Source organism: Lysobacter yananisis, assembly GCF_031199375.1.
In the GTDB taxonomy this organism is placed as follows: domain Bacteria; phylum Pseudomonadota; class Gammaproteobacteria; order Xanthomonadales; family Xanthomonadaceae; genus Lysobacter; species Lysobacter yananisis.
Genome location: NZ_CP133568.1, coordinates 2,887,482 through 2,912,621, shown reverse-complemented (window position 1 = coordinate 2,912,621; position 25,140 = coordinate 2,887,482). Strand labels below are relative to the sequence as shown.

Below are 25,140 nucleotides of genomic sequence, written 5' to 3'. Positions count from 1 at the left end.
TTTATGTTGAACAACTAAACGACGTACCGCTTCGTTACGACTTCCCTGTTTGCCCTGTTCCGCGTTGCCCTTTGCTGTAAACGAACTTCAATCCCGGACCGCGGCGATCAGAACTCGCCGCGGTACCAGTTCTTCAACTTGCTCAGGAAGCTGCCGGCGCGTCCGGTCGAAATCACCGGACGGCGCGGGTTCTCGATCTGGCTGCCCATCAGCAGCAGGCCCACGCCGGTGGCGTGGACCGGGTTGCCGACCACTTCGCCCAGGCCGGTGACGTGCTGGGGAATACCGACGCGCACCGGCATCTGCAGCATTTCCTCGGCCAGCTCGACCACGCCTTCCATCTTCGCCGCGCCGCCGGTCAGGACCATGCCGGCGCGCACGTGGTGCTCGAAGCCCGAGCGGCGCAGTTCGGCCTGGATCATTTCGAAGATCTCCTCGTAGCGCGCCTGCACCGCCTGCGCCAGCGAGTGGCGCGGCATGCGCCGCGGCGGCCGGTCGCCGACGCTGGGCACCTGGATCGATTCCTCGGCGGTCGCCATCTGCGCCAGCGCGCAGGCGTAGCGGACCTTGATCTGCTCGGCCTCCGGCGTCGGCGTGCGCAGCATGTGGGCGATGTCCTCGGTGACCTTGTCGCCGGCGATCGGCAGGCTCGCGCTATGGGCGATGGCGCCCTGCACGAACACCGCGATGTCGGTGGTGCCGGCGCCGATGTCGACCAGGATCACGCCGAGCTCGCGCTCGTCGTTGGTCAGCACCGCATTGCTGGACGCCAGCACGCCGAGGATCAGGTCGTCGACCTGCAGGCCGCAGCGCTGCACGCACTTGCTGATGTTGGCCGCGGCCGACTGCGCGCACACCACCAGGTGCGCATGCACCTCCAGGCGCACGCCGGTCATGCCGACCGGGTTGCGGATGCCTTCCTGCGAATCGTCGAGCACGTAGTCGCGCGGGATCGCGTGCAGGATCTTCTGGTCGGCCGGGATCGCCACCGCCTTGGCCGCTTCCAGCACCCGGTCGAGGTCGCCGTAGGTGACCTCGCCGTCGCGGATCGGGGCGATGCCCTGCGAGTTGCGGCACTGGATGTGGTTGCCGGAGATCGAGGCGTAGACCGAGCGGATCTCGCAGCCGGCCATCAGCTCGGCTTCCTCGATCGCGCGCTGGATCGACTGCACGGTGGATTCGATGTCCACCACCACGCCGCGCTTGAGCCCGCGCGATTCGTGCGAACCGATGCCGATCACCTCGATCGGGTTGCCAGGCCGGCCGTCGGAAGGTGTGTACTCGCCGACCAGCGCCACCACCTTGGAGGTGCCGATGTCGAGGCCAACGATGAGCGACTTGTCGCCTTTGCGGTTCATGACTGTCCTTGCTGCTTCGGTGCGGCCGCCGGCGCCTGTTGCGCGGGCGCCCACGTCAGCGAAAAACCATTGGTGTAGCGAAGATCGGCGCGTTCGAGCACCTGCGCCTTCTGCGCGGTGAGCTGCGGCAGCATGTGCACGAAGCGGCTCAGGCGCGAACGCTGCTCGGTACGGCCGATCACGATCCGCGCGCCGTTGCTCAGGCCCATGGTCCAGCTGCCGCGCTGGTCGACTTCGACGTCGCGCACTTCCAGCCCCACCGGCGCGAACAGCTCGCGCGATTCGTTGTAAAGCGCCACCACGTCGGCGACCCGGCTCTCGGGGCCGCCGAACCGCGGCAGCTTGTCGGGCACCTGCAGGTCCTTGCCGATCGGGAACAGGCGGCCCTGCTCCGACAGCAAACGGTCCTCGCCCCAGCGCGCGAACGGCTTGTGCTCGACCACGGTCACTTCCAGCACGTCCGGCCAGCGCTTGCGCACCTCGGCGCGCTCGACCCACGGCAACTTCGACACCGCGTCCTGCGCCTTGGGCAGGTCGACCGCGAAGAAACCGCGCTGGGCGTAGGGCAGCAAGGTCTTGCGCAGCGACGCCGCGTCCACCCGCTCGAACTCGCCGGTCACGCGCAGGCGCTTGAGCGGCCACTGGTTCGCGCCGATCCAGCCGTTCAACACGGCCACGACCGGCAGCGCCACCAGGACCAGCGCCAATGCCCATCCGACGAGTCGCAGCAGGGCGTTCACGCCGCGCCACCTCCCGCGACCACGGTGGCTTCGAGCACCCGCCAGCACAGTTCGTCGTATTCGATGCCGACCTGGCGCGCGGCCTTGGGCACCAGCGAGTGGCTGGTCATGCCCGGCGCGGTGTTGACCTCGATCAAGTAGAACCGGCCGTCGCGGTCGCGCATGAAGTCGACGCGGCCCCAGCCCTTGCAGCCGGCGGCGACGAAGGCCTGCATCGCCAGGCGGCGGATCTCGTCTTCGGCGGCGCCGTCCAGGCCCGGACACAGGTACTGGGTGTCCTCGGCGATGTACTTGGCATGATAGTCGTACCACTCGCCCTTCGGCACGATCCGGATCGACGGCAGCGCGGTGTAGCCCTCGCCGTCGATCAGCACCGCGACGGTGAGCTCGTCGCCGACGATCATCTGCTCCATCAGCATCTCGCCGGGATAGCGCGCGGCCAGGGCCACGGCTTCGTCGATGTCGGCATCGGCGAGCACGCGCGAAACGCCGACGCTGGAGCCTTCGCACGACGGCTTGATGATCACCGGCAGGCCGATCTCGCGCGCCGCCGCATGCACGTCGTCGCCCTTGGCGATGCGCTTGAAGCGCGGGGTCGGCAGGCCCGAGCCGATCCACACCTGCTTGGTGCGGATCTTGTCCATCGCCAGCGCCGAGCCGAGCACGTCCGATCCGGTGTAGGGCACGCCGAGCGCCTCGAGCACGCCCTGCAGCACGCCGTCTTCGCCGCCGCCCTTGTTGCCGTGCAGGATGTTGAACACGCGGTCGACGCCGCCGACGCGGATGCGCTCGATCAACGCCGGGATGCCGTCGACCGCGAACGCGTCCACGCCGCGCGAGCGCAGCGCGTCGAGCACGCCGCGGCCGGAATCCAGCGACACCTCGCGCTCGGCGCTGGTGCCGCCCATGAGCACGGCGACGCGGCCGAACACGGCCGGGTCGGTGACGCGCAGCGCGGCGAACTTCACACTCACTTCGACTCTCCTTGGAAACCGGTGGCGGCCAACTGCTGGGCCGCGGCGCCGATGTCGCCGGCGCCCATCAGCAACAGCAGGTCGCCGTCGTTCAATACGTCCGGCAGCACGCCGGCGAGGTCGCCGGCGGCGCCGACCACGACCGGGTCGATGCGCCCGCGCGCGCGGATCGCGCGCGCCAGCGACTTGGCGTCGGCGCCGGCGATCGGCGCTTCGCCGGCCGGATAGACCTCGGTCAGCACCAGCGCGTCGACCGACGACAGCACCGCGGCGAAGTCGTCGAACAGATCGCGGGTGCGGCTGTAGCGGTGCGGCTGGAACGCCACCACCAGGCGCTTGTCCGGCCAGCCGCCGCGGGCGGCGGCGAACACGGCTTCCAGTTCCTTCGGGTGGTGGCCGTAGTCGTCGACCAGTTGCACGGTCGCGCCCTTGTCGGTCTTGATCTGCGCCAGCAGGTTGAAGCGGCGGCCGATGCCGGCGAATTTCTCCAGCGCGCGCGCGATCGCCTCGGGCTGCACGCCGAGCTGCCACGCCACCGCGGCAGCGGCCAGCGCGTTGAGCACGTTGTGGCGGCCCGGCAGCGCCAGGGTCACCGCGGTGCGGGTGGCGTCGGGCAGGCACAGGGCGAAGCGCATCGCGCCGCCGTCCTGGCTGACGTCCTCGGCGCGCACGTCGGCCTCGGGCGCGAAGCCGTAGGTCATCACGTGGCGCGGCGTCTCCGCGGCCAGCTTGGCGACGTTGGCGTCGTCGATGCACAGCACCGCCAGGCCGTAGAACGGCAGCCGGTGCAGGAATTCCTCGAACGCGGCCTGGACCTTGGCGAAGTCGCCGCCGTAGTTCTCCAGGTGATCGGCGTCGATGTTGGTGACGATGGCGATCTGCGGGTTGAGGCGCAGGAAGCTGCCGTCGCTCTCGTCGGCCTCGGCCACCAGCCACTGGCCGCCGCCGAGGCCGGCGTTGGCGCCGGCGGCGAGCAGCTTGCCGCCGATCACGAAGGTCGGGTCGATGCCGCCCTCGGCCAGCACGCTCGCGGCCAGCGAGGTGGTGGTGGTCTTGCCGTGGGTGCCGGCCACGGCGATGCCGCGGCGGAAGCGCATCAGCTCGGCCAGCATCTCCGCGCGCGGCACCACCGGGATGCGCTGGGCGCGCGCTTCCATCAGTTCGGGGTTGTCGCGCTTGATCGCGCTGGACACCACCACGCAGTCGGCGCCGAGCACGTTGGCGGCGGCGTGGCCGCGGTGCACGGTCGCGCCCATCGACGCCAGCCGGCGGGTCACCGCGTTGTCGGCCATGTCCGAACCGGACACCTGATAGCCCAGCGTGCACATGACTTCGGCGATGCCGCTCATGCCGGTGCCGCCGATGCCGACGAAGTGCACGCGCGGGAACGCCTTGGCCAGGTCGCCGGTGTGCTGCAGGCGGCGGCGCAGGGCGGTGCTCATGGCGTGAGGTCCGAAATCGAGGGATGGGAGTTGCGCAGAAGAGAAGTGGTCATGTCGCGAAGGCCTGAAGGGGCGCGCAGAGTACGCACAGCGCGTGAAGCCGCGAAGAAGGCGCGGCCTTCGATCGCGCGAACGCCCGCGGCGTTTCCGCAATGCGGACGCTTCATCGCGCCACCTCCAGCACCGCATCGGCGACGCGCTCGGCCGCGTCGGGCTTGGCGATGGCGCGCGCCGCCTCGGCCATCTGCAGCAGCACGCCGCGTTCGGCCAGGATCTCGATGGTCGCCGACAGCCGCGCGCCGAGGTCGTCGCCGGCCTGCGGCAGCAGCTGCGCCGCGCCGCGGTCGACCAGATAGCGCGCGTTCTTGGTCTGGTGGTCGTCGACCGCCTGCGGGAACGGCACCAGCACGCTGCCGACGCCGGCCGCGCACAGCTCGGCCAGGGTCAGCGCGCCGGCGCGGCAGACGACCAGGTCGGCCCAGGCGTAAGCGGCCGCCATGTCGGCGATGAACGGCTCCAGCGAAGCGGCGACGCCGGCCTTCGCATAAGCCTCCTGCGCATCGGCCAGCATCTTCTCGCCGCACTGGTGGCGAACCTCGCACGGCACCCGCCCGCGCAAACCGGCGACCGCTTCGGGCACGGCGCGGTTCAAGGCGCGCGCGCCCTGGCTGCCGCCCAGCACCAGCAGCTTGAGCGGGCCGCTGCGCTCGGCGAAACGCTGCGCCGGTGGCGCGATCGCGGCGATCTCGGCGCGCACCGGATTGCCGGCCACCTCGTCGTGGTCGCCGAAGGTGTCCGGGAAACCGGTCAGCACGCGGCGGGCGAAGCGCGACAGCACGCGGTTGGTGAGGCCCGGCGCGCGGTTCTGTTCGTGCACGACCAGCGGCAAGCCGGCCAGGCGCGCGGCCAGGCCGCCTGGGCCGGCGGCGTAACCGCCGAAGCTGACCACCGCGCGCGGCTGGCGCTGGCGCAGCACGCGGCCGGCCGCGCGCACCGAAGCGGCGAGCCGGAACGGCGCGCGCAACAGCGTGGCGACGCCCTTGCCGCGCACACCGCCGATCGCGAGCGTGTCGATCTCGATGCCGTGTTGCGGCACCAGCCGGGTTTCCATGCCGCCGTCGGCGCCGAGCCAGGCGACCGCAACGCCCCTCGCCCGCAGCGCCTTGGCCACGGCCAGGCCCGGGAAGATATGCCCGCCGGTGCCGCCGGCCAGGATCAACACGGGACGCTCGCTCATGCGGTCCTCCCGAGCGAAGGCTCGACCCGGTCGCGCAGGCGGCTGGTGCCGCGCGCGGCGCCCGCAGCGGCCGCGGCCGGCGCCGGGCTCGCCGTCGCCGGCGCGCTGCCGGCGGCTTCGCCGCGCAGGCGCGCGACCTGGCGCTGGGCGCGGTCGAGTTCGTAGGACACGCGCAGCAGCACGCCGAGCGCGGCGCAGCTCATCAGGATGCTGGAGCCGCCGTAGGAAATCATCGGCAGGGTCAGGCCCTTGGTCGGCAGCAGGCCCAGGTTCACGCCGATGGAGACGAAGCTCTGCAGGCTCATCCACAGCGCGATGCCGAACGCGACATAGCCGGAGAAGTGGCGGCGCATCTCCACGCACTTCAACCCGGTCCACAGTGCGCGGCCGGCCAGCAGCGCGTACAGGCCGACCACGGCGCACACGCCGGCGAAGCCGAATTCCTCGGCGATCACCGCCATGATGAAGTCGGTGTGCGCTTCGGGCAGGTACTGCAGCTTCTGCACCGAGGCGCCGAGGCCGACGCCGGTCCATTCGCCGCGGCCGACCGCCATCAACGCGTTGGTCAGCTGGTAGCCGGTGCCGAACGGGTCGCTCCAGGGATTCATGAACGAGGTCAGGCGGATCACCCGGTACGGCTCGGCGATGGCGATCACCGCCAGCACCGGCAGGCCGATCAGCACCGGGCCGAACATGCGCGGCATGTTGACGCCGCCCAGCACCAGCATGCCGGCGGTGATCGCCAGCAGCAGCGAGGACGAGCCGAAGTCCGGCTGCATCAGCAACAGGCCGACCAGCACCACCGCCACGCCGATGGGCTTGAGCATCGCGCCCCAGGTGGCCGAGATGTCTTCGCTGAAACGCTTGAGGTAGCTGGCGAGCCAGACGATGTAGAGCAGCTTCACCGCTTCCACCGCCTGGAAGCCGATCACCGCCAGGTTGATCCAGCGCTTGGCGCCGTTGACCTGGCGGCCGATGCCGGGGATGAACACCGCGACCAGCAGCACCACGCACACCAGCAGCAGCCACTGGTTGTGCTGCTCGATGGTCTTGAGCTCGGTGCGCATCAGCCAGAACGCCAGGCCCAGGCCGATGGCCAGGAACATCAGGTGGCGGGTCAGGAAATAGAACGGATCGACTTCGTGGGTGTTGGCCACGCCCAGCGAGGCCGAGCCGACCATGATCACGCCCACGCACGCCAGCGCCGCGGACGCGGCGAGCAGCCACGGGTCGTAACGACCGTGGATCGCTTCGAGTCGGGTCGCCTGGCGCGCGGTGTTTTCCATCAGCGGACCTTGAGGGTGGCCAGGCCGACCAGCACCAGCACCACCGAGATGATCCAGAAGCGCACGATCACGCGCGGCTCCGGCCAGCCCTTGAGCTCGAAGTGGTGGTGGATCGGCGCCATGCGGAACACGCGCTTGCCGGTCAGCTTGAACGAAGCGACCTGGATCATCACCGACAGCGTCTCGATGACGAAGATGCCGCCCATGATCACCAGCACCAGTTCCTGGCGCACGATGATGGCGATGGTGCCGAGCACCGCGCCCAGCGCCAGCGCGCCGATGTCGCCCATGAACACCATCGCCGGGTAGGTGTTGAACCACAGAAAGCCCAGGCCGGCGCCGGCGATGGCGGCGCAGATGATCACCAGTTCGCCCGCGCCCGGCACCGCCGGGATCTGCAGGTACTTGGAGAACTCGGCATGGCCGGAGGCGTAGGCGAAGATGCCCAGCGCGCAGGCCACCAGCACCGTCGGCATGATCGCCAGGCCGTCGAGGCCGTCGGTGAGGTTGACCGCGTTGGAGAAGCCGACGATCCACAGATACGCCAGCGCCACGAAGCTGACACCGGCCAGCGGCAGCGCCACCGACTTGAACAGCGGCACGTAGAAGGTCGTCGCCGCCGGCACGTCGGCGTACAGCCACAGGTACAGGCCGGCGGCGAGGCCGAAGATCGACTGCAGCAGGTACTTCCAGCGCGACTTCAGGCCGTTGGGATCGCGCTTGACGATCTTGATCCAGTCGTCGTACCAGCCGATCGCGCCGAACGCCAGCATCACCAGCAACACGATCCACACGTACTTGTTGCGCAGGTCGCCCCACAGCAGGACCGAGGCCATCACCGTGAACAGGATCAGCGCGCCGCCCATGGTCGGCGTGCCGGCCTTGGAGAAATGCGACTGCGGGCCGTCCTTGCGGATCGGCTGGCCGCCCTTGAGCTGGCCGAGCTTGCGGATCACCGCCGGGCCCCACCACAGCGACAGCGCCAGCGAGGTCAGCGCGCTGAGGATGCCGCGGAACGTCAGGTACCCGAAGATGTTGAACAGGCTTTGCAGCTGTTCGAGCCATCGAGTCAATTCAAGCAACATGCGTCGTGCCCTCCCCCGGCCGGTGTGCCGACAACAACGCCGTCACGATCTTGTCCATCGCACTGCTGTGCGAACCTTTCACCAACACCCGCACGCCGGCGGCGAGCTCCGCGGCCAGCGCCGCAGCCAGTTCGTCGTGGCTGGCGAACGTGCGCGCGCCGTCGCCGAACGCGGCGGCGGCCGCGGCCGGCAGCTCGCCCAGCGCGTACAGCCGGCGCAGGCCGGCGGCCTTGGCGCGGCGGCCGATCTCGGCGTGCATGGCGATTTCTTCGTCGCCGATCTCGCGCATCGCGCCGAGCACTAACCAGTTTTCGCCGCCCATTTCCGCGAGCGTGTCGATCGCCGCGCCGGTCGAGCCCGGGTTGGCGTTGTAGCTGTCGTCGATCAGCACCGCGCCGCCCGGCAAGCGGTGGGTGATCAGGCGGCCGTCGACCGGCTGCGCAGCGTTGAGGCCGTCGGCGATGTGCTGCAGCGACACGCCCGCGCCGAGCGCCAGCGACGCGGCGGCCAGGGCGTTGCGGACGTTGTGGCGGCCCACCAGCTTCAGCGCGATCTGCGCCTCGCCTTGCGGCGCGACCAAGGTGAAGGTCGAACCTTCCGGCGCCACTCGCACGTCGCGCGCGGTGACCTCGGCGCTGGCGTCCAGACCGAAGCGGATGACGCGGCGACCGGCCGCGCGCTGCTCGAAATAAGGCGCGAACGCGTCGTCGGCATTGATCGCCGCGACGCCGCCGTCCGCCAGCGCGTCGTAGATCGCCGCCTTGGTGTCGGCGATGCCGAGCAGGCTGCCCATGCGCTCCAGGTGCGCCGGCGCGATGTTGTTGACCAGCGACACGTCGGGCCGCGCCACCCGCACCAGATAGGCGATGTCGCCGGGCTTGCCGGCGCCCATCTCGTAGATCGAATAGCGCGCGTCTTCGGGCGCGTCGAGCACCGCCAGCGGCAGGCCGATCTCGTTGTTGCGGTTGCCCGGGGTCGCGTAGGTCTTGCCGGCGCGCTCCAGGATCGCCGCGGTCAGCGCCTTGACGCTGGTCTTGCCGTTGCTGCCGGTAATCGCGACCACGGTGTTGCCGGCGCGCTGCGCCTGCACGCCGGCGGCGAGATCGGCCAGCGCCTGCTGGGTGTCGGCGACGATCACCTGGGCGATCGGCGCGTCGATCTCGCGCGACACCAGCGCCGCGGCGACCGCGGTGTGGGCCAGCCCGGCGACATGGTCGTGGCCGTCGAAGCGCTCGCCCTTGAGCGCGACGAACAGCGCCGCGCCTTGCGCCGGCAGCGCGCGGGTGTCGGTGCATACGACGTCGATCGTGCTCTCTCGACCGCCGTCGTCGCCGCGCAGGCGGCCGCCGGTGAGGCGCGCGATCTCGCTGAGGCTCAAGCGCTTCATGGCCGCTCCTGCCCATCCTGGGCGCGCGGCACTTGCACATCCATGTGCGGCGCCCGCGCCTCCAGCGCGGCGCGCGCGATCAAGGTGTCGTCGAAGGGATGCCGCACGCCGTGGATTTCCTGGTAAGGCTCGTGGCCCTTGCCGGCCACCAGCACGATGTCGTCGGGGCCGGCTTCGGCGATCGCGCGCTCGATCGCGGCGCGGCGGTCGCGCAGCACCAGCGCGCGCTGCGGGTCGCGAAAGCCTTCGAGGATGTCGGCGACGATGACGTCGCCGTCCTCGCCGCGCGGGTTGTCGTCGGTGACGATGGCCAGGTCCGCGCCGTGCTCGGCGATCGCCGCCATCTGCGGGCGCTTGCCGCGGTCGCGCTCGCCGCCGCAGCCGAACACGCAGATCAGCCGCGCCTGCGCGTGCGCGCGCAGCGAGGCCAGCGCCTGCTCCAGCGCGTCGGGAGTGTGGGCGTAGTCGATCACCACCAGCGGCAGGCGGCCGTCGCCGCCGAGACGGTTCATGCGGCCGTGGATCGGTTCGAGCTGCGACAGCACCCGCGCGATGGTCGCCGGCTCCTGCTCCAACGCATACAGCGCGCCGGCCACCGCCAGCAGGTTGTCGACGTTGAAGCGGCCGAGCAGGCGCGAGGCCACCGGGTGGGCCTTGCCGCCGACGACCAGGTCGAAACCGATGCCGCGGCTGTCGAAGCTCAGCCGGTCCGCGCGCACGCTCGCGCCGGCCTGGCCGCGCGAGCTCAGGCCGATGCCGCGCACGCGCTTGGGCAGCTGCGCGAGCAGTTCGCGGCCGAACTCGTCGTCGAGGTTGATCGCAGCCGCCTTCAGCCCGTCCCAGCCGAACAGCCGCGCCTTGGCCGCGCCGTAGCTGGCCATGTCGCCGTGGTAGTCCAGGTGGTCGCGGGTGAGGTTGGTGAACACGCCGACGTCGAAATGCACGCCGGCCACGCGGCCCTGGTCGAGCGCGTGCGAGGACACTTCCATCGCCACCGCCTGCGCACCGGCGTCGCGCATGCCGGCCAGCAGCTCGTGCAACGGCAGCACCAGCGGGGTGGTGAAGCCGTTCGGCACGACCTGTCCGTACAGGCCGGCGCCGAGCGTGCCGATAGTCCCGCAGGACAGGCCGAGCAGGTGCCAGGCCTGCGCGATCAGCTGCACGGTCGAGGTCTTGCCGTTGGTGCCGGTGACGCCGACCACGCGCATCGACGCGCTGGGACGGCCATGGAAGGCATCGCCCATCTCGCCCAGGCGCGAACGCAGCCCGGGCACGGCGATGGCGTCGGCCGGCGCCGGCAGGTCGTCCGGCGCCGGCGGCTCGAACAGGATCGCGGCCGCGCCGGACGCGCGCGCCTGCTCGACGAACTTGAGCCCGTGCGCGCCGAAACCGGCGATGGCGACGAAAGCGTCGCCCGCGCGCACTGCGCGGCTGTCCATCACCAACCCACCGATGCGCAGATCGCCGGGGATACCGGCGACGTCGGGCAGCAGCTCGGACAGGAGCATCGAGCGGCTCATTGCGCGCCTCCGTGCGTGGAGGCCTGGGCCACCGTCGCCGGCAGGCCCGCGGCGATCGGCGCGTTGTCGGGCCTGAGCGGCGGCTTGGCGGCCGAGCGCGTGGACGCCGGCACCACCGGCCCCACCGGCTTGCCGCCGTTTTGCTTCTGCCGCTTGGCCTCGGCCGCGGCCTGCACCGCCATCCAGGTCTCGATGTCGTCCGGCGCCACGTCCATCAGCCGCAGCGCGCCGTCCATGACGTTGCGGAACACCGGGCCGGACACCGAACCGCCGTAGTAGCCCTTCTTGGTCGGATCGGGTTCGCTGACCACCACCACCATCGAGAAACGCGGCTTCTCCACCGGCACCACGCCGGCGAACAGCGACACGTACTTCTTGGAATAGCCGCCGGTGGCGCTGAACTTGCGCGTGGTGCCGGTCTTGCCGGCGACGTGATAGCCCAGGATCGCCGCCTGCTTGGCGGTACCGCCCGGCTCGGTCACGGTCTGCATCATGCGCATGATCTCGCCGGCCACGACCGGTTCGAGCACCTGCTTGCCCTCGTTGCGCTGGCCCTTGACGAAGGTCGGCGCGATCAGCTTGCCGCCGTTGGCCATCGCCGCGTACACCATCGCGATCTGCAGCGGCGTGGCCGACAGGCCGTAGCCGTAGGACATGGTCGCCTTGGTCGTGCCGCTCCAGCGCTGCGGCGGCGCGAGCAGGCCCGAGGACTCGCCCGGGAAGCCGCTGCCCGGCTTGCTGCCGTAACCGAAGTTGTGGATGAAGTTGTAGTAGTAGTCGTTCGGCAGCGGCAGCGCGAGCTTGGCCGCACCCACGTTCGAGCTCTTGGTGATGACGCCGGTGACGGTCAGCACGCCGTTGTTGTGGGTGTCGGTGATGCGGTAGCGGCCGTTGGGCATCCAGCCCGGCGTGGTGTTGACCAGGGTCTGCGGCGTCACCGAGCCCTTGCTCAGCGCGGCGGCGACGGTGACCGGCTTCATCGTCGAACCCGGCTCGACCACGTCGGTGACGGCGCGGTTGCGGTGGGTGTCGCGGTTGCCCGCGCCCGGCAGGTTCGGGTTGTAGGTCGGCAGGTTGGCCATCGCCAGCACTTCGCCGGTCTCGATGTCGAGCACCACCGCCGAGGCGCTGGACGCGCCGGTGTCGTTGAGCGCGCGGCGCAGCTCGCGGTAGGTCAGGTACTGGATGCGGCGGTCCAGGGTCAGGGTCAGGTCCTTGCCCGGCTCGGCGCTGCGCACCAGGTCGACGTTCTCGACGATGCGGCCGGCGCCGTCGCGGATCACCCGCTTGGTCCCGGGCTTGCCGCGCAGCTCGTGGTCGAACGCGAGTTCCAGGCCTTCCTGGCCGCGGTCGTCGATGTTGGTGTAGCCCAGCACGTGCGCCATCGCCTCGCCCTGCGGGTAGAAGCGGCGGAACTCGCGCTGCGAGAACACGCCCGGCACCTTCAGCGCCAGGATCTGCCGCGCCTCGTCGGGGTTGATGCGGCGCTTGAGGTACATGAACTCCTTGCCCGAACGCTGCGCCAGCTTGCGTGCCAGTTCGTCCGGGGCCACGTCCAGCGCCTTGGCCAGCTCCGGCAGGCGCTCGGTGTTCTTCGCCAGTTCCTTCGGGTTCGCCCACACCGACTCCACCGGCGTGGACACCGCCAGCGGCTCGCCGTTGCGGTCGGTGATCATGCCGCGCGAGGTCGGGATCGGGATCTCGCGCAGCGAGCGCGCGTCGCCCTGCTGGCGATAGAAGTCGTTGCTGATCACCTGCAGGTCGAGCGCGCGGGCGACCAGCGCGACCGCGCACAGGCCGAGCGCGCCGCCGACCAGCATCAGCCGGTTGCGCAGGTTGAACTGCAGGTTGCGGCCGCGCGGCTTGTTGCCGCGGCCGCGCTCCTCGCGCAGGCGGGCGAAGCCGTCGCCGAGGTTCTCGACCAGGCGGTCCAGGCCGCCGCGGCCGGCGCGCGCGCCGAGCACGCGGTCGAGCGGTCCGCTGCGGCCGTTGCCGCGATTCTTGCGCGCGCCGCTCATGGCCGGATCACCACGGTTTCGGCGCCCTCGGGGAACCGCATCCCGATGCGCTCGCGCGCGACCTGGTCGATGCGGTTGCTCTCCGCCCAGGTCGCCTGTTCCAGCTGCAGCCGGCCGAATTCGATGTTGAGCTCGTCGCGCTCGCGCTGCAGCTTGTTGAGCTGCACGAACAGCTGGCGGTGCTCGTGGCGCGCGAACACCACCAGCAGCGCCGAGGCGACGTTGGCGACGATCAACAGGATCAGCAGCAGGCGCATCATGCCGCGCCTCCTGCGCTCGGGACCGGGGACCCGGGACCCGGAACCCGCGAATGCCCAGAAACGTCCGCCTCGGCCTTGCCGGGTCCCCGGTCCCCGGTCCCTGGTCCCGCAGCGCCCAGCTTTTCGGCCACGCGCAGCACCGCGCTGCGCGCGCGCGGGTTGGTCGCGAGTTCGTCCTCGTCGGCCTTCTGCGCGCCGCCGACGGCGAGCAGGGTCGGGGTGAACGCGATCTCGACCGGCAGCCGGCGGTTGCTCGGCGGGGCCTTGGAATGGCGCACGATGAACTGCTTGACGATGCGGTCTTCCAGCGAATGGAAGCTGATCACCGCCAGCCGCCCGCCCGGCTTCAGCCGCGCCAGCGCGGCGTCGAGCCCGGCTTCCAGGTCGGCCAGCTCGCGGTTGATGAAGATGCGGATCGCCTGGAAGCTGCGCGTGGCCGGATGGATCTTCTGGTCGCCGCGCGGCATCGCCTGGGCGATCACTTCGGCCAGTTCGGCGGTGCGCGCCAGCGGCTGGGCGGCGCGGCGGGCCAGGATCGCGCGGGCGATGCGGCGGCTCTGGCGCTCCTCGCCGTAGGTCCACAGCACGTCGGCGATGTCCTTCTCGGCGGCGCTGTTGAGCCACTGCGCCGCGCTCTGCCCGCTGTCGGGGTCCATGCGCATGTCCAGCGGGCCGTCCTTGCCGAAGCTGAAGCCGCGCTCGGCCACGTCGAGCTGCGGCGAGGACACGCCCAGGTCGAGCAGCACGCCGTCGAGGCCGCCGGCGGTGGCGTCCCAATGCGCGAGCTCGGCGAAGCTGCCGCGATGGATGGACACGCGCGGATCGGCGCCGAACTCGCGTTCGGCCACGGCGATCGCTTCGGGATCCTTGTCCATCACCAGCAACCGTCCTCCGGCCTGCAATTGGGAGAGCACGCCGCGGGCATGCCCGCCGCGTCCGAACGTGCCGTCCAGATAGGCTCCGTTCCCGTGCACCCGCAGGCCTTCCAGCGCCTGCCGATACATCACGGGAAGGTGGCCGGATCGCGCGTGAGTGCGTTCCATGCCACCGTCCGTCATAGCTGCAGGTCGAGCAGCTCGTCGCTCAGATCGTCGTCGCTGATGGTCTGACGGATCTGCGCGTGATGCGCCTGCTCGCTCCAAAGTTCGAACTTGTCGCCCATGCCCAGCAGCACCGCCTTCTTCTCGATGCCGACCGCGGCGCGGTGGCTGGGGGGCACGGTGATGCGGCCGTTGCCGTCGAGTTCGACGAACGCGGCGGCGCCGACCAGCTTGAGCTGCATCGTGCGGTTGACCGCCTTGGCCTTGGGCAGCTTGTTGACCTGATCGCGCACGCGCTCCCAGATCGACAGCGGATAGAGATAGAGAGAGCCGGACTCGAACGGGTTGTAGGTGATGACCAGGCGGTTGTCGCATTCGCGCGCGACGAGTTCGCGGTAGGCGGTGGGCACCGCCAGCCGGCCCTTGTCGTCGATCGTGATGGCGGTCTCGCCCTGGAACATTGCGCACCTTGTGGGCTCCCGTCTCTACCGGACGGGTCGCCTCGTTCATTCGTCCCTACCGACCGGGACGACTGGCCTCCGAAAACCACAAAAACCCCGGTTTTCCCTCGGATGCCCACATTAGCAGGGCGCAACGGGTTGTCAACAACTTTCCTGGCTGAATTTCGCTAGGCGCATCAATGGCTTGCGAAGAACTTCAGAGTCTTATTCAAGACTTATCCACTAAGCGTTGTTTCGTCTCAGGTTTTGAGACTATTAACGTCACAAAGTGACCCTGGCGCGAGCGCCGTCACATTTTCTTCACCCTGCTGAAATTGCGCCGGTTTGCGCGAATCGGCGCTAAGCATCGGAATGCAAAGGATGATCGGCCTCGGCTATGGGGCTGGACGTGCAGCGTCCAATTCGCCGGCGTAGGGAGGACTCGACATTCATTTGACGTGCCTCGCCCTAGCGTGGCGACGACTTGTCCCGGAGTTATCCACAATGCGCGCGATCGGCCCCTTCCGACCCCTCCCGCGGGGCGCCGCCCTGCCCCTTGTCGTCCTGATCGCCGCGGCCGTCGCGGGCTGCGCGCGCCCGCAGCCGGCCCAGGTTCCGCTGACCGCGGCCCGCGCCGACGCCGCCGTGCTCAAGCGCCTGCAGGCCGAGCAGGCCCAGCAGGACCGCAACCTGCAGACCTTCGACGAACTCGACTTCGTCCACTACAGCGGCCAGCAGTGGGACCACTTCCACCGCAGCCACGCCCTGAACATCCTCGTCCATTACCCCGACGGCAGTACCACGACCGGCCTGGACGCGCACCTCGCCGCGCTCAAGCCGCAGTTCGAATTCGCCCCCGACACCCGGATCAAGCTGCATCCGATCAAGGTCGCCCAAGGCAACCTGACCGCGGTGACCGGCGTGATGGAAGGCACCTTCACCCGCCCGATGGCGCTGGCCGACGGCAAGACCCTGGCGCCGACCAATAAACCGTTCAAGCTCGACATGGCCACCTTCGGCCGCTGGGAAAACGGAGTGATGGTCGAGGAGTGGCTGTTTTGGGACAACCAAGCGTTCCTGAAGCAGATCGGCGCGGCGCAGTGAGGTGCGTCGGGCGCGGGCGACCGGTTCGCCTTGAGGCGTGAGCGGGACGAAGCGCAACCGAGCGGCAGAATCAAAATGGGTTCCGACTTTCGCCGGAATGACGGTGGTGGAGGTTCGGCGCACTCCCCACTCCGTCATTCCGGCGAAAGCCGGAACCCATTTTGATTCTGCATTCAGCCCTCTCTCCAAATCACAACGCCCCTACCTACAGGAGAGCCCCCTTTGGTAAAGGGGGCGCCCCGAAGGGGCGGGGATTTGGAAGCTCATAGCCGGCGCCCGAAGTTTGCGCAGCAAACTTGGGTTTTGGGGCTTCGCCTAAAAAAGCCGCAAAGTGGGCCTGTAAGCCGGGTTCTGTCGTGGACAGTCATTCCTCTAGGCGCAGCGTCGCCGCTACGCTCAAGCAACCTACCCGGAGGCGACGCGGGCCGCGTCATGACCTCCCTATTTGGTTTTGCTCCCGGTGGGGTTTGCCGTGCCGGTCCGTTGCCGGACTCGCGGTGCGCTCTTACCGCACCGTTTCACCCTTACCACGCGCTTCCGAGGAAGCCGTTCGGCGGTCTGCTCTCTGTTGCACTTTCCGTCGGCTCGCGCCGCCCAGGCGTTACCTGGCACCGTGCCCTGTGGAGCCCGGACTTTCCTCGGCACCGGATCTTGCGACCCGATGACGCGACTGCCTGGCCCACTTTGCGGCGCGCATTGTCGCACGAGCGCGCCGGCCCCGCAGCGCTAAAGTGAACGCCGCCCCCGTACCGGCCGCGCGACCGCGATGAGCGACCCCGTCGATCCCGAAGACCACTACCCGCTGTACCCGCGCGGCATGCTGCGTCGGCACGGCCTGCTGGACGCGCACGATCTCGCCGACTATCTGCCCGATTGGAGCGAAACGCAGCTGCGCGAGGATTTCAGGCGCGGCCTGGACGCGATCGGCGGCTCGGCCGAATTCGTCCTGGAGCAGAACCTGGGCCTGGACGGCGGCGAGACCGTGCTGCGCGTGCACGGCCTGCCGCTGCTGCTGTCGGACGACATCTGGAGTTTCCAGGTGCTGGCCCCGCCGGAGCTGCTGCGGCCGCTGGCCGAAGCGATGCGCGCGCTGCGCAAGCGCCGTTCCTGAGCCGGCTCAGTCGCCGCCGCTGCCGTACAAGGCCTTGCGCGGCGCCCCGCTCAATTCCGCGGCGAGCTTGGCCGCGGTCGACGGCGGCAGGTGTTCGCTGAGCTTGGCGTACAGCCGCTTGCCTTCGATCACCTTGGCGTCGGCATCGTCGCCGGCGCCCTCGACGATCACCACGAACTCGCCCTTGCGCTGGTTCGGATCGGCCTTGACCTGCGCCGCCAGCGCTTCCAGCGGCCCGTCGAGCACGGTCTCGAACAGCTTGGTCAGCTCGCGCGCCAGCACCGCCGCGCGCGCGCCGCCGAACGCGGCGGCCATGTCGTCGAGGGCTTCTTCGATCCGGTGCGCCGATTCGTAGAACAACAAGGTGCGCGGCTCGGCCGCGAGCTTGCCCAGGCGCTCGCGGCGGGCGCTGGCCTTGGCCGGCAGGAAGCCCTCGAAGGCGAAGCGGTCGGAGGCCAGGCCGGCCACGCTCAGCGCGGCGATCGCGGCGCAGGCGCCAGGCACCGGCGAGACCTTGATCGCGGCCGCGCGGGCGGCGCGGACCAGGCGGAAACCCGGGTCGCTGACCAGCGGCGTGCCCGCGTCCGACACCAGCGCCAACGAATCGCCCGCCTGCAGCCGCGCCACCAACTGCGCCGCCTGCTGCTCCTCGTTGTGCTGGTGCAGCGCCAGCAGCGGCCGCTCCAGGCCGAAGTGGGACAGCAGCTGGCGGGTGTGGCGGGTGTCCTCGGCACAGACCGCCGCGACCGTGCGCAGGGTCTCCAGCGCGCGCGGCGACAGGTCGCCGAGGTTGCCGATCGGGGTGGCGACGATGTGCAGGGTGCCGGGAGTTTGCATCGTAGGGCGGGACCGACTCGGAAGCGGGCGGGAATCTGACTGAACGGCGCGGCCCCGGCGCGCATCCGCGTCGCCCGGGCCGGGTAGAATCCTACCCGGTCCCACAGGAACGCCGCCCGCGGCGCACGCAAGCCGATGAATCGAAGCAAGAACCGGCCCGCTCTCACATGGATGTTCTGCGCCCTGGCCGCCACCGCCGTGCTCGGCGGCTGCGCCAGCGTCGAGACCCGCCCGGTCGCGACCGTCGCCGCCTCCAATCCCATCGTCGCCCAGGCCCAGCACCTGGCGCGCAACCACGCCTCGCTCAGCGGCGCCGAACGCAGCGAGAACGAGCGCCAGATCGAGCGCCTGCTCGGCCAGCTCGACGACGCCACCCTCAGCCGCGAAGCCAACGCGCTGATCGAAGGCGACCCGCTGTACAACTTCGTCGGCCGTGCGCTGATGAAGCGCGGCCTGCCGCTGCCGCGCCCGTTCGACCGCACCTCCGACTGGAGCTTCCACTCCGCCCAGCGCCCGCCGGCCGAGGCCGACGGCTATCGCCCGCCGGTCAAGCTGGCGGTGCTGCTGCCGAGCACCGGCCCGGCCGCGGCCGCCGCCGCCGCAGTGCGCGACGGCCTGCTCGCCGCCTACTACGGCGAAAGCCGGCGCCGCCCGGAGATCCACTTCTACGACACCGCCGGCACCCCGGCCGGCGCGCTGTCGGCCTACGACAAGGCCGCCGCCGAGGGCAACGACTTCGTGATCGGCCCGCTCGGCCGCGACGAAGTCAGCGCGCTGTTCGGCAAGAACGCGTTGCCTGTGCCGGTGCTGGCGCTCAACCGCGGCAACACGCCGCCGCCGAGCGGCAACGTCAGCTTCTCGCTGACCCCGGAAGACGAAGGCACCGCCGCCGCCGACTACCTGGTCGAGCGCAAGGCCAAGCGCGTGCTGGTCATCGCCGGCGACGACGACAGCCAGCGCCGCGCGGTCGCCGCGTTCAAGGAACGCCTGGGCGGCCGCGGCGCGGCGGTCACCGACGCCATCGGCGAAGGCACCGCCGACCTCACCCCGTTCGTGACCAAGGAAGGCGGCGTCGATGCCGTGTTCCTGGCGGTCAAGGGCAGCGTCGGCCGCACCCTGGTGCCGAAGCTGGCCCTGTCCGGACTGGCCGACAAGCCGCGCGCGGCGACCTCGCAGCTGTTGCTGGGCACCGGCAAGCCGGAACAGGACCGCGTCCTCGACGGCATCGCCTTCCCGTCCGAATCCTGGATCAGCGGCGGCATCCGCGGCCTGCCGCCGGCGGTGGGCACCGCCCAGCAGCTGCCGACCGCGCGCGGCCCGGCCGCGCGCCTGTTCGCCTTCGGCTACGACGCCTGGCAGCTCAGCGCGTATCTGGAACGCCTGGCCGGCCGCTCCGACGCCTACGTCGCCGGCGCCACCGGCGTGCTGCGCATCGACGGCTTCGGCAACGTGCTGCGCACCCCGGCGTGGTCGACCTTCAGCAGCGGCGTCGCGGTGCCGCTGGCGGATGCCTCGCGCCGCTGACCCCGGCACGCGCGGGCGCGGCGCCGCGGTGGAAGCCGCGGCGCGCGACCACCTGCTCGGCTACGGCCTGCGCCCGCTGGCCAGCAACGCCGGCTTCCGCGTCGGCGAGCTGGACCTGGTGATGCTCGACGGCGACACCGTGGTCTTCGTCGAAGTGCGCTATCGCCGCGACGACCGCTACGGCGGCGGCGCGGTCTCGGTGGACGCGCGCAAGCGGCGCAAGCTGGTGCTCGCCGCGCTGGCGTTCCTGCAACGCCATCGCGCGCTTGCCGACCGCGCCTGCCGTTTCGATGTGGTCGAAGCGCAAGGCGATCCGGAGCGGCCGCGACTGAATTGGCTGCGCGACGCCTTCCGCGCCGACGATTGATATCGCCGCGATCCGCTCTCGCGCGCGATCGCCCGCATTCCCGCCGCACCCGCGCTCACACTCGCTCCCGGACCCGACCGCATGCCGACCGTGATGACCCACGCCGTAGTCCCGCTGGCCTTGGGCCTGGCGCTCGGACGCCAGCGCATTTCCCCGCGCCTGCTCGCCGCCGGCGCGCTCGCGGCGATGCTGCCGGACGCCGACGTGGTCGCGTTCAAGCTCGGCATCGCCTACGCCGACGACTTCGGCCATCGCGGCGCCAGCCATTCCTTCGCGTTCGCCGCGGCCCTGGCCGCGCTCGGCGCGCTGGCCGCGCCATGGCTGCGCGCACCGCGCTGGCGCGCGGCGTGGTGGCTGTTCCTGTGCGCGGCCTCGCATCCGCTGCTGGACGCGCTCACCGACGGCGGCCTCGGCGTGGCCCTGTACTGGCCGTGGTCGGACGCGCGCATCTTCGCGCCGTGGCGGCCGATCGAGGTCTCGCCGATCGGCGCGCGCTTCTTCAGCGCGCGCGGATTGGAAGTGTTGTGGTCGGAGGCGCAATGGGTGGTGTTGCCCGCGCTGTCGCTCGGCATCGTCGGCGCGCTGCTGCGCAAGCTGATGCGCGCGCCGGCCGCGACCGCGCCGCGGCGGGGACGTGCTGGACAGGAGCCTGCTGGACAGGATCCGGCGCAGTGAACGCCGGCGCGCCGCTGCCGCCGGCGCTGCACGCCGAACTGGCGCAGCTGCTCGGCGAGGCCTGGCTGACCGATCCGGGCGAGCGTTTGGCCTACGCCTACGACAACTCGCGCCGTCTCGCCCTGCCCGACGCGGTCGCGCTGCCGCGCACGCGCGAGCAGGTGCAGGCGCTGGTGCGCGCGTGCCGGCGCGAACGCGTGCCGGTGATCGCGCGCGGCCGCGGCACCAACACCACCGGCGCCTCGGTGCCGGTCGCCGGCGGCGTGGTGGTCTCATTCGAACGCATGAACCGCATCGTCGACATCCGTCCCGGCGACCGCTGCGCGGTGGTCGAGCCGGGCGTGCTCAACGGCGACCTGCAGGCCGCGCTCAAGCCGCACGGGCTGTTCTGGCCGCCGGATCCGACCAGCGCCGCCTACAGCAGCGTCGGCGGCAACCTCGCCTGCAACGCCGGCGGCCCGCGCGCGGTGAAGTACGGCGCCAGCCGCGACAACGTGCTGGCGCTGACCGCGATCACCGGCGCGGGCGAGTTGATCGTCTGCGGCACCGCGACCACCAAGGGTTCGACCGGCTACGACCTGCATCGTTTGCTGGTCGGCAGCGAAGGCACGCTGGCGCTGATCGTCGAGGCCAGCCTGCGCCTGACCCCGTCGGCACCGGCGCGCGCGGCGCTGCGCGCGGTCTATCGCGACGTGTCCTCGGCGGCGCAGGCGGTGGCGCGGCTGATGGCGCAACCGGTGACGCCGTCGATGCTGGAATTCATGGACGGCCAATGCGTGCGCCTGGCCCGCGACGTCGGCGGCGCCGATCTGCCGCTGGATGCCGGCGCGCTGCTGATGATCGAAGCCGACGGCGACGCCCACACCCTGCACCACGCCATCGACGCGCTCAAGCGCGCGGCCGCGGGCGACGGCCTGCTGTCGCTCGACGACGCCGCCGACGAAGCCGCGCGCGAAAAACTCTGGGCCGCGCGCAAGGCGCTGTCGCCGTCGCTGCGCACGCTGGCGCCGGGCAAGATCAACGAAGACGTGGTGGTGCCGGTCTCGCGCATTCCCGAACTGGTCGACGGCGTGCAGGCGCTGGCGCGCGAGTTCGACCTGCCGATCGTGTGCTTCGGCCACGCCGGCAACGGCAACCTGCACGTCAACCTGTTGTTCGATCCGGCCGACGCGGAGCAGAGCGCGCGCGCCCATGCCGCGATGGGGCGCGTATTCGAACTGGCGCTGGCGCTGGGCGGCACCTTGTCCGGCGAACACGGCATCGGCCTGGCCAAGCGCGATTTCATGCCGCAGGCGGTGGGCGCGCAGACGCTGGCGTTGATGCGCCAACTCAAGACCGTGTTCGATCCCGACGCGATCCTCAATCCGGGCAAGCTGCTGCCCGACGCCTGAGCCGCGCGCGCGTCAGCGCCGCGGATCGGGCAGCAGTTCGATCCCGGGAACCGAACGGAAATAGCGCGCGACCTCGCCGGCGCTGGCGCGCGCGCGGCCGGCCTGCCCGGCCGAACCGTAGCGGCCGTAGTTGCCCGAATTGCCCGAGTTTCCGCTGCCGCCCGAGCCGCCGCTGCCGGAACCGCCGGAACCGCCGCGCCCCGACGAGCCGGCCGTGCCGCCTTCGCCCGGCAGGCCGCCGTCGACATCGAGCAGCAGCTGCCCGGCCAGCTCCGGATAGCGCGCGTCGTAGACCAGCTCGATCGCGCCGCCGTTGCCGCCGACGCCGCCATCGCCGCCGGAACCGCCGTGACCGCCATCGCCGCCGCTGCCGCCCTGGTTGCCGTTGCGGTCGTCGCTGGCGCTGGCGCCGCTACCGCCGCTGCCGCCTTCGCCGCCGGCCCCGCCGCTGCCGCCCCGGCCGCCCTGCCCGCCGCGCGCGACCAACGCCAAGGGACGGTCGGCCGGCGCGAGCACGAAGTCGTTCATATCGCCGCGCACGCGCACCGCGAGTAATTTCGGATGGCGCTTGGTGCGCACATAGGTCGCATAGACCTGCAGTTGCGGGCCGTCGTAACCGTTGCCGCCGGGACCGCCGCTGTCGCCCCAACCGCCTTCGCCGCCGCGCTGGCCGCTGCCGCCGCTGCCGCCAGAAGCGCCGTCGGCCCCATCGGCGCCGGCACGGCCGGGCGCACCGGGCGCGCCCACGCTGACGATGCAGCTGTAGTCGGCGTCGTAGTGCTGGGTCTGGCGCAACGGCGATTCGGGATGCAGCAGCTGCGTGGCGATGGTGAAGCCGCTGTCCACCGTCGCCAGCACATCGGGATTGGGCTCGAACCAGCCCCATTCGTCGAACCGTCCCTGCTCGCTGGCGAACGCGAAATCGGCGAAATCCAGCTTGCCGTTGCGGCGTATGCCCGGCGCGCCGCGCCAGGTGTCGTACGTCGCCGGCGCCGCTTGCCCGGGCCATTGCGCCGACACCGCCACGTGCATCTGCATCGGCTGGCGCGGACAGATGACCCGCGCGCCGCCGCCGATCTCGACTTCCATCGCATCGACCCGCGCATCGTGCAGGCGCAAGGTGTTGACGCCTGCGAGCGTGCGCACCGCGCCGCAGCCGCTCAGTGCGAGCGCCGCGGCGATCGCGAGCGGCCACGCGGGCGCGATCGCGCGCAGGGGAACGCGCGACGACGCGAATGAAGAAACAAACGGCGAACTGACGGCACGGCGCATGAAATCCATCTCGGCGGGTGCGATGGCGACGGTCGGCGATCAGACTCGCATTCTCGCGGTTAAAACGTTCTTAAGCCTGCGGCCGGCGCGGCGGTCGCGGCGGTCGCTTGTGTTTTGCGCAACGCATGCCGCCGTGGCGAGAGCGCTCGCGCAATCGCGAACGCAGCACCGCCTCTGTCCCGCGCGGGCGCACACGTGCCGACGCCGCGTCCGCAACCCGACGGCGCGCGCGCCTCGGTAGCGCTACAACGGCTTCACGCCCGGCAAGCCGCGAAACTGCGCCGACACATCGCCCGCCCGCATCCGCGCCAGGCCCGGGCGTCCGCTGGGACCGACCGGTCCGCTGCTGCCGTAGTCGCCCGAGTGCCCGTCGCGGCCCTTGCCCAGGCCGCCGCGGCCGCCGTCGCCGCCGCTGCCGCCGGAACCGGCGCTGCCGCCGCTGCCGCCGCCCCCACCGGAGACGTCGAAGCGCAGCAGTTCGGCGAGTTCCGGAAAACGCCGGTCGTAGATCAGTTCGATCTCGCCGCCGTCGCCGCCGTGGCCGCCCGGCGCGCCGTACCCGCCATCGCCGCCGTCGCCGCCATCGCCGCCATGGCCCGGGCGGTCCTTGTCGTCGCTGCCGCGACCGCCGTCGCCGCCCGCGCCGCCGCTGCCGCCGTCGCCGCCCGCACCACCGCGGCCGCCGCTAGCGATCACGGTGAAGGCGCGCATGGCCGGCGCCAGCACCAGGTCCTGCAAGTCGCCTTCCACCCGCACCGCGAGCAGTTTCGGGTAGCGGCCGGTGGCGATGTAAGTCGCGTACGCGCGCAGGTGCGGGCCGTCGTAACCGCCGCCGCCGGGCTCGCCGTCGCCGCCGTTGCGGCCATAGCCGCCGCGGCCGCCGTGGCCGCCGTCGTGGCCGTCGTGACCGCTGTCGCCGTAACCGCCGTCGCGGCCCTGCGCGCCGCCGCCGCCGGGCGCGCCGACGGCGGCGATGCAGTCGTAGCTGGGCGGATAGTGCGCGGTCCGGGCGAACTGCGCGCTCGGATGGATCAGATTCGCGCCGATCGCGAAGCCGCTGTCGACGGTCGCCAACACGTCCGGATTGGGCGCGAACCAGCCCAGTTCGTCGAACCGGCCCTGTTCGCTGTTGAACGCGAAGTTGCGGAAATCGAGCATGCCGTTGCGGCGGGTGCCGTTGCTGCCGCGCCAGGTTTCGTAGAGCAACGGCGCGGGCTGCGACGGCAACTGCGCGCCGACGACGACGTGCATCTGCACGCGCTCGCGCGGGCAGACCGTGGCGGCGCCGGAGGCGAGATCGATCTGCATCGAATCGACCCGCGCCTGCTCCAGATGGACGGTGTTGATGCCGACGATGGTGCGCACCGCGCCGCAGCCGCCCAGGCCGAGCGCGAGCGCGGCGCAGGCGCAGGCCGACGCGATCCGGCGCCGACGCGAACGAGGAGAAGTCGGCGCGATCCGGCGCATGCGGGCGATCCGTGGAGAGAGGCGTTCAGGCTTGCATCGGCGCGATGAAAACGGTCTGAACTTTTTCGCCGCGCCGACCCAACTGATGGCAGGGTGCGCGAGCGGAAATCGGTTTCGGCAAAGTAGGCAAGACGGCGTGCGAATCCTCGCGTCGCGCCGAGGTTGCAGCTCCATGGCTCGATGACAGAGTCAGTGCCTTGACTCTCGTGGGAGGGACTTCAGTCCCGACGCTTTCCGCTCAGATCGCCGCAAACGGGCACGAAAGCGTCGGGGCTGAAGCCCCTCCCACAAGAGCCGGACGCGACGCGGCGCGCTTGCGCCCAATCCATCGCCAAGCGACCCGACGACGAGATGTCGTCTCTAAGCTTTCGAGGGAGGGACTCTAGTCCCGACGCTGTCCGCTCAGATCGCTGCGAGCTGATACAAAAGCGTCGGGGCTGAAGCCCCTCCCACAAGAGCCAAACGCGACGCGGCGCGCTTGCGCCCAATCCATCGCCAAGCGACCCAACGACGAGACGTCGTCTCTAAGCTTTCGTGGGAGGGACTTTAGTCCCGACACTGTCCGCTCAGATCGCTGCGAGCTGATACAAAAGCATCGGGGCTGA

23 protein-coding genes and 1 other RNA gene are annotated in these 25,140 nt (G+C 70.8%); 7 read left to right on the top strand and 17 right to left on the bottom strand.

All coding sequences use genetic code 11. The features are described from left to right. Positions 1–107: 107 nt before the first annotated feature. The 13 genes from ftsA to mraZ form a co-directional block, all read right to left on the bottom strand. Positions 108–1,358, bottom strand: coding sequence for a cell division protein FtsA (gene ftsA / locus RDV84_RS12350; protein ID WP_057948807.1), 1,251 nt, complete (start codon positions 1,356–1,358; stop codon positions 108–110). Continuing rightward, a complete protein-coding gene (locus tag RDV84_RS12345) occupies positions 1,355–2,098 on the bottom strand; it encodes a cell division protein FtsQ/DivIB (protein ID WP_057948808.1) in 744 nt (247 codons plus the stop codon). The genes ftsA and RDV84_RS12345 overlap by 4 nt, the downstream gene beginning before the upstream one ends. Continuing rightward, positions 2,095–3,072: a D-alanine--D-alanine ligase gene (locus tag RDV84_RS12340; protein ID WP_057948809.1), complete on the bottom strand. Its 978-nt coding sequence runs from the start codon at positions 3,070–3,072 to the stop codon at positions 2,095–2,097. Before RDV84_RS12340 ends, RDV84_RS12345 begins: the two co-directional genes overlap by 4 nt. Continuing rightward, complete coding sequence (gene murC / locus RDV84_RS12335; protein ID WP_309153723.1) at positions 3,069–4,502, bottom strand: UDP-N-acetylmuramate--L-alanine ligase; 1,434 nt, start codon at positions 4,500–4,502, stop codon at positions 3,069–3,071. The genes RDV84_RS12340 and murC overlap by 4 nt, the downstream gene beginning before the upstream one ends. Before the next feature lie 175 nt (positions 4,503–4,677). Further along, on the bottom strand, positions 4,678–5,751 hold the full coding sequence (gene murG / locus RDV84_RS12330) for an undecaprenyldiphospho-muramoylpentapeptide beta-N-acetylglucosaminyltransferase (protein ID WP_309153564.1): 1,074 nt from the start codon (positions 5,749–5,751) through the stop codon (positions 4,678–4,680). Beyond that, the gene (ftsW, locus tag RDV84_RS12325; protein WP_057948811.1) at positions 5,748–7,037 is read right to left on the bottom strand and encodes a putative lipid II flippase FtsW; all 1,290 of its coding nucleotides are present in this window, start codon (positions 7,035–7,037) and stop codon (positions 5,748–5,750) included. The genes murG and ftsW overlap by 4 nt, the downstream gene beginning before the upstream one ends. Continuing rightward, on the bottom strand, positions 7,037–8,122 hold the full coding sequence (gene mraY / locus RDV84_RS12320) for a phospho-N-acetylmuramoyl-pentapeptide-transferase (protein ID WP_057948812.1): 1,086 nt from the start codon (positions 8,120–8,122) through the stop codon (positions 7,037–7,039). Before mraY ends, ftsW begins: the two co-directional genes overlap by 1 nt. After that, a complete protein-coding gene (locus RDV84_RS12315) occupies positions 8,112–9,509 on the bottom strand; it encodes a UDP-N-acetylmuramoyl-tripeptide--D-alanyl-D-alanine ligase (RefSeq protein ID WP_309153563.1) in 1,398 nt (465 codons plus the stop codon). The genes mraY and RDV84_RS12315 overlap by 11 nt, the downstream gene beginning before the upstream one ends. Then, on the bottom strand, positions 9,506–11,017 hold the full coding sequence (locus RDV84_RS12310) for a UDP-N-acetylmuramoyl-L-alanyl-D-glutamate--2,6-diaminopimelate ligase (RefSeq protein ID WP_250449282.1): 1,512 nt from the start codon (positions 11,015–11,017) through the stop codon (positions 9,506–9,508). The genes RDV84_RS12315 and RDV84_RS12310 overlap by 4 nt, the downstream gene beginning before the upstream one ends. 8 nt (positions 11,018–11,025) lie before the next feature. Continuing rightward, the gene (locus RDV84_RS12305) at positions 11,026–12,849 is read right to left on the bottom strand and encodes a peptidoglycan D,D-transpeptidase FtsI family protein (RefSeq protein ID WP_241833679.1); all 1,824 of its coding nucleotides are present in this window, start codon (positions 12,847–12,849) and stop codon (positions 11,026–11,028) included. A gap of 194 nt (positions 12,850–13,043) precedes the next feature. After that, positions 13,044–13,307 carry a cell division protein FtsL gene (gene ftsL / locus RDV84_RS12300; RefSeq protein WP_057948815.1) on the bottom strand — a complete coding sequence of 88 codons (264 nt, stop codon included), beginning with the start codon at positions 13,305–13,307 and terminating at the stop codon, positions 13,044–13,046. Beyond that, complete coding sequence (gene rsmH, locus RDV84_RS12295) at positions 13,304–14,350, bottom strand: 16S rRNA (cytosine(1402)-N(4))-methyltransferase RsmH (protein ID WP_231736194.1); 1,047 nt, start codon at positions 14,348–14,350, stop codon at positions 13,304–13,306. Before rsmH ends, ftsL begins: the two co-directional genes overlap by 4 nt. An 11-nt stretch (positions 14,351–14,361) precedes the next feature. Beyond that, positions 14,362–14,808: a division/cell wall cluster transcriptional repressor MraZ gene (mraZ, locus tag RDV84_RS12290; protein ID WP_309153562.1), complete on the bottom strand. Its 447-nt coding sequence runs from the start codon at positions 14,806–14,808 to the stop codon at positions 14,362–14,364. 624 nt (positions 14,809–15,432) lie between these two features. Here mraZ and RDV84_RS12285 point away from each other — a divergent pair. Continuing rightward, complete coding sequence (locus RDV84_RS12285) at positions 15,433–15,891, top strand: ester cyclase (protein WP_309153561.1); 459 nt, start codon at positions 15,433–15,435, stop codon at positions 15,889–15,891. 324 nt (positions 15,892–16,215) lie between these two features. On the opposite strand, the gene rnpB is transcribed toward RDV84_RS12285, so the two are convergent. Beyond that, positions 16,216–16,577: RNase P RNA component class A (gene rnpB / locus RDV84_RS12280), an RNA gene on the bottom strand. A gap of 80 nt (positions 16,578–16,657) precedes the next feature. Here rnpB and RDV84_RS12275 point away from each other — a divergent pair. Next, positions 16,658–17,002 carry a hypothetical protein gene (locus RDV84_RS12275; RefSeq protein ID WP_309153560.1) on the top strand — a complete coding sequence of 115 codons (345 nt, stop codon included), beginning with the start codon at positions 16,658–16,660 and terminating at the stop codon, positions 17,000–17,002. 6 nt (positions 17,003–17,008) lie between these two features. Here the strand turns inward: RDV84_RS12275 and rsmI are convergent, their stop codons facing one another. Further along, positions 17,009–17,839 (bottom strand): 16S rRNA (cytidine(1402)-2'-O)-methyltransferase, encoded by an 831-nt coding sequence (gene rsmI / locus RDV84_RS12270; protein ID WP_057948820.1) that lies wholly within the window; start codon positions 17,837–17,839, stop codon positions 17,009–17,011. Between the two features lie 171 nt (positions 17,840–18,010). Between rsmI and RDV84_RS12265 the strand changes: the two genes are divergently transcribed. The 4 genes from RDV84_RS12265 to RDV84_RS12250 all read left to right on the top strand — a co-directional run bounded on the left by RDV84_RS12265 (position 18,011) and on the right by RDV84_RS12250 (position 21,796). Then, the gene (locus RDV84_RS12265) at positions 18,011–19,363 is read left to right on the top strand and encodes a penicillin-binding protein activator (RefSeq protein WP_309153559.1); all 1,353 of its coding nucleotides are present in this window, start codon (positions 18,011–18,013) and stop codon (positions 19,361–19,363) included. Then, entirely contained in the window at positions 19,347–19,730 is a 384-nt protein-coding gene (locus RDV84_RS12260; RefSeq protein ID WP_250449276.1) for a YraN family protein, read from the top strand. The genes RDV84_RS12265 and RDV84_RS12260 overlap by 17 nt, the downstream gene beginning before the upstream one ends. A gap of 81 nt (positions 19,731–19,811) precedes the next feature. Beyond that, positions 19,812–20,405: a metal-dependent hydrolase gene (locus tag RDV84_RS12255; RefSeq protein ID WP_309153558.1), complete on the top strand. Its 594-nt coding sequence runs from the start codon at positions 19,812–19,814 to the stop codon at positions 20,403–20,405. Further along, on the top strand, positions 20,402–21,796 hold the full coding sequence (locus RDV84_RS12250) for an FAD-binding oxidoreductase (RefSeq protein WP_309153557.1): 1,395 nt from the start codon (positions 20,402–20,404) through the stop codon (positions 21,794–21,796). The genes RDV84_RS12255 and RDV84_RS12250 overlap by 4 nt, the downstream gene beginning before the upstream one ends. Before the next feature lie 12 nt (positions 21,797–21,808). Here the strand turns inward: RDV84_RS12250 and RDV84_RS12245 are convergent, their stop codons facing one another. Both RDV84_RS12245 and RDV84_RS12240 read right to left on the bottom strand, forming a co-directional pair. Then, a complete protein-coding gene (locus RDV84_RS12245; RefSeq protein WP_309153556.1) occupies positions 21,809–22,942 on the bottom strand; it encodes a hypothetical protein in 1,134 nt (377 codons plus the stop codon). A gap of 369 nt (positions 22,943–23,311) precedes the next feature. Then, positions 23,312–24,709: a hypothetical protein gene (locus tag RDV84_RS12240; RefSeq protein ID WP_309153555.1), complete on the bottom strand. Its 1,398-nt coding sequence runs from the start codon at positions 24,707–24,709 to the stop codon at positions 23,312–23,314. Between the two features lie 32 nt (positions 24,710–24,741). Here RDV84_RS12240 and RDV84_RS26345 point away from each other — a divergent pair, with 32 nt between their 5' ends. Next, positions 24,742–24,921, top strand: a complete 180-nt coding sequence (locus RDV84_RS26345; protein WP_425606402.1) for a DUF6053 domain-containing protein — start codon at positions 24,742–24,744, stop codon at positions 24,919–24,921. The last annotated feature ends 219 nt before the right edge of the window (positions 24,922–25,140 follow it).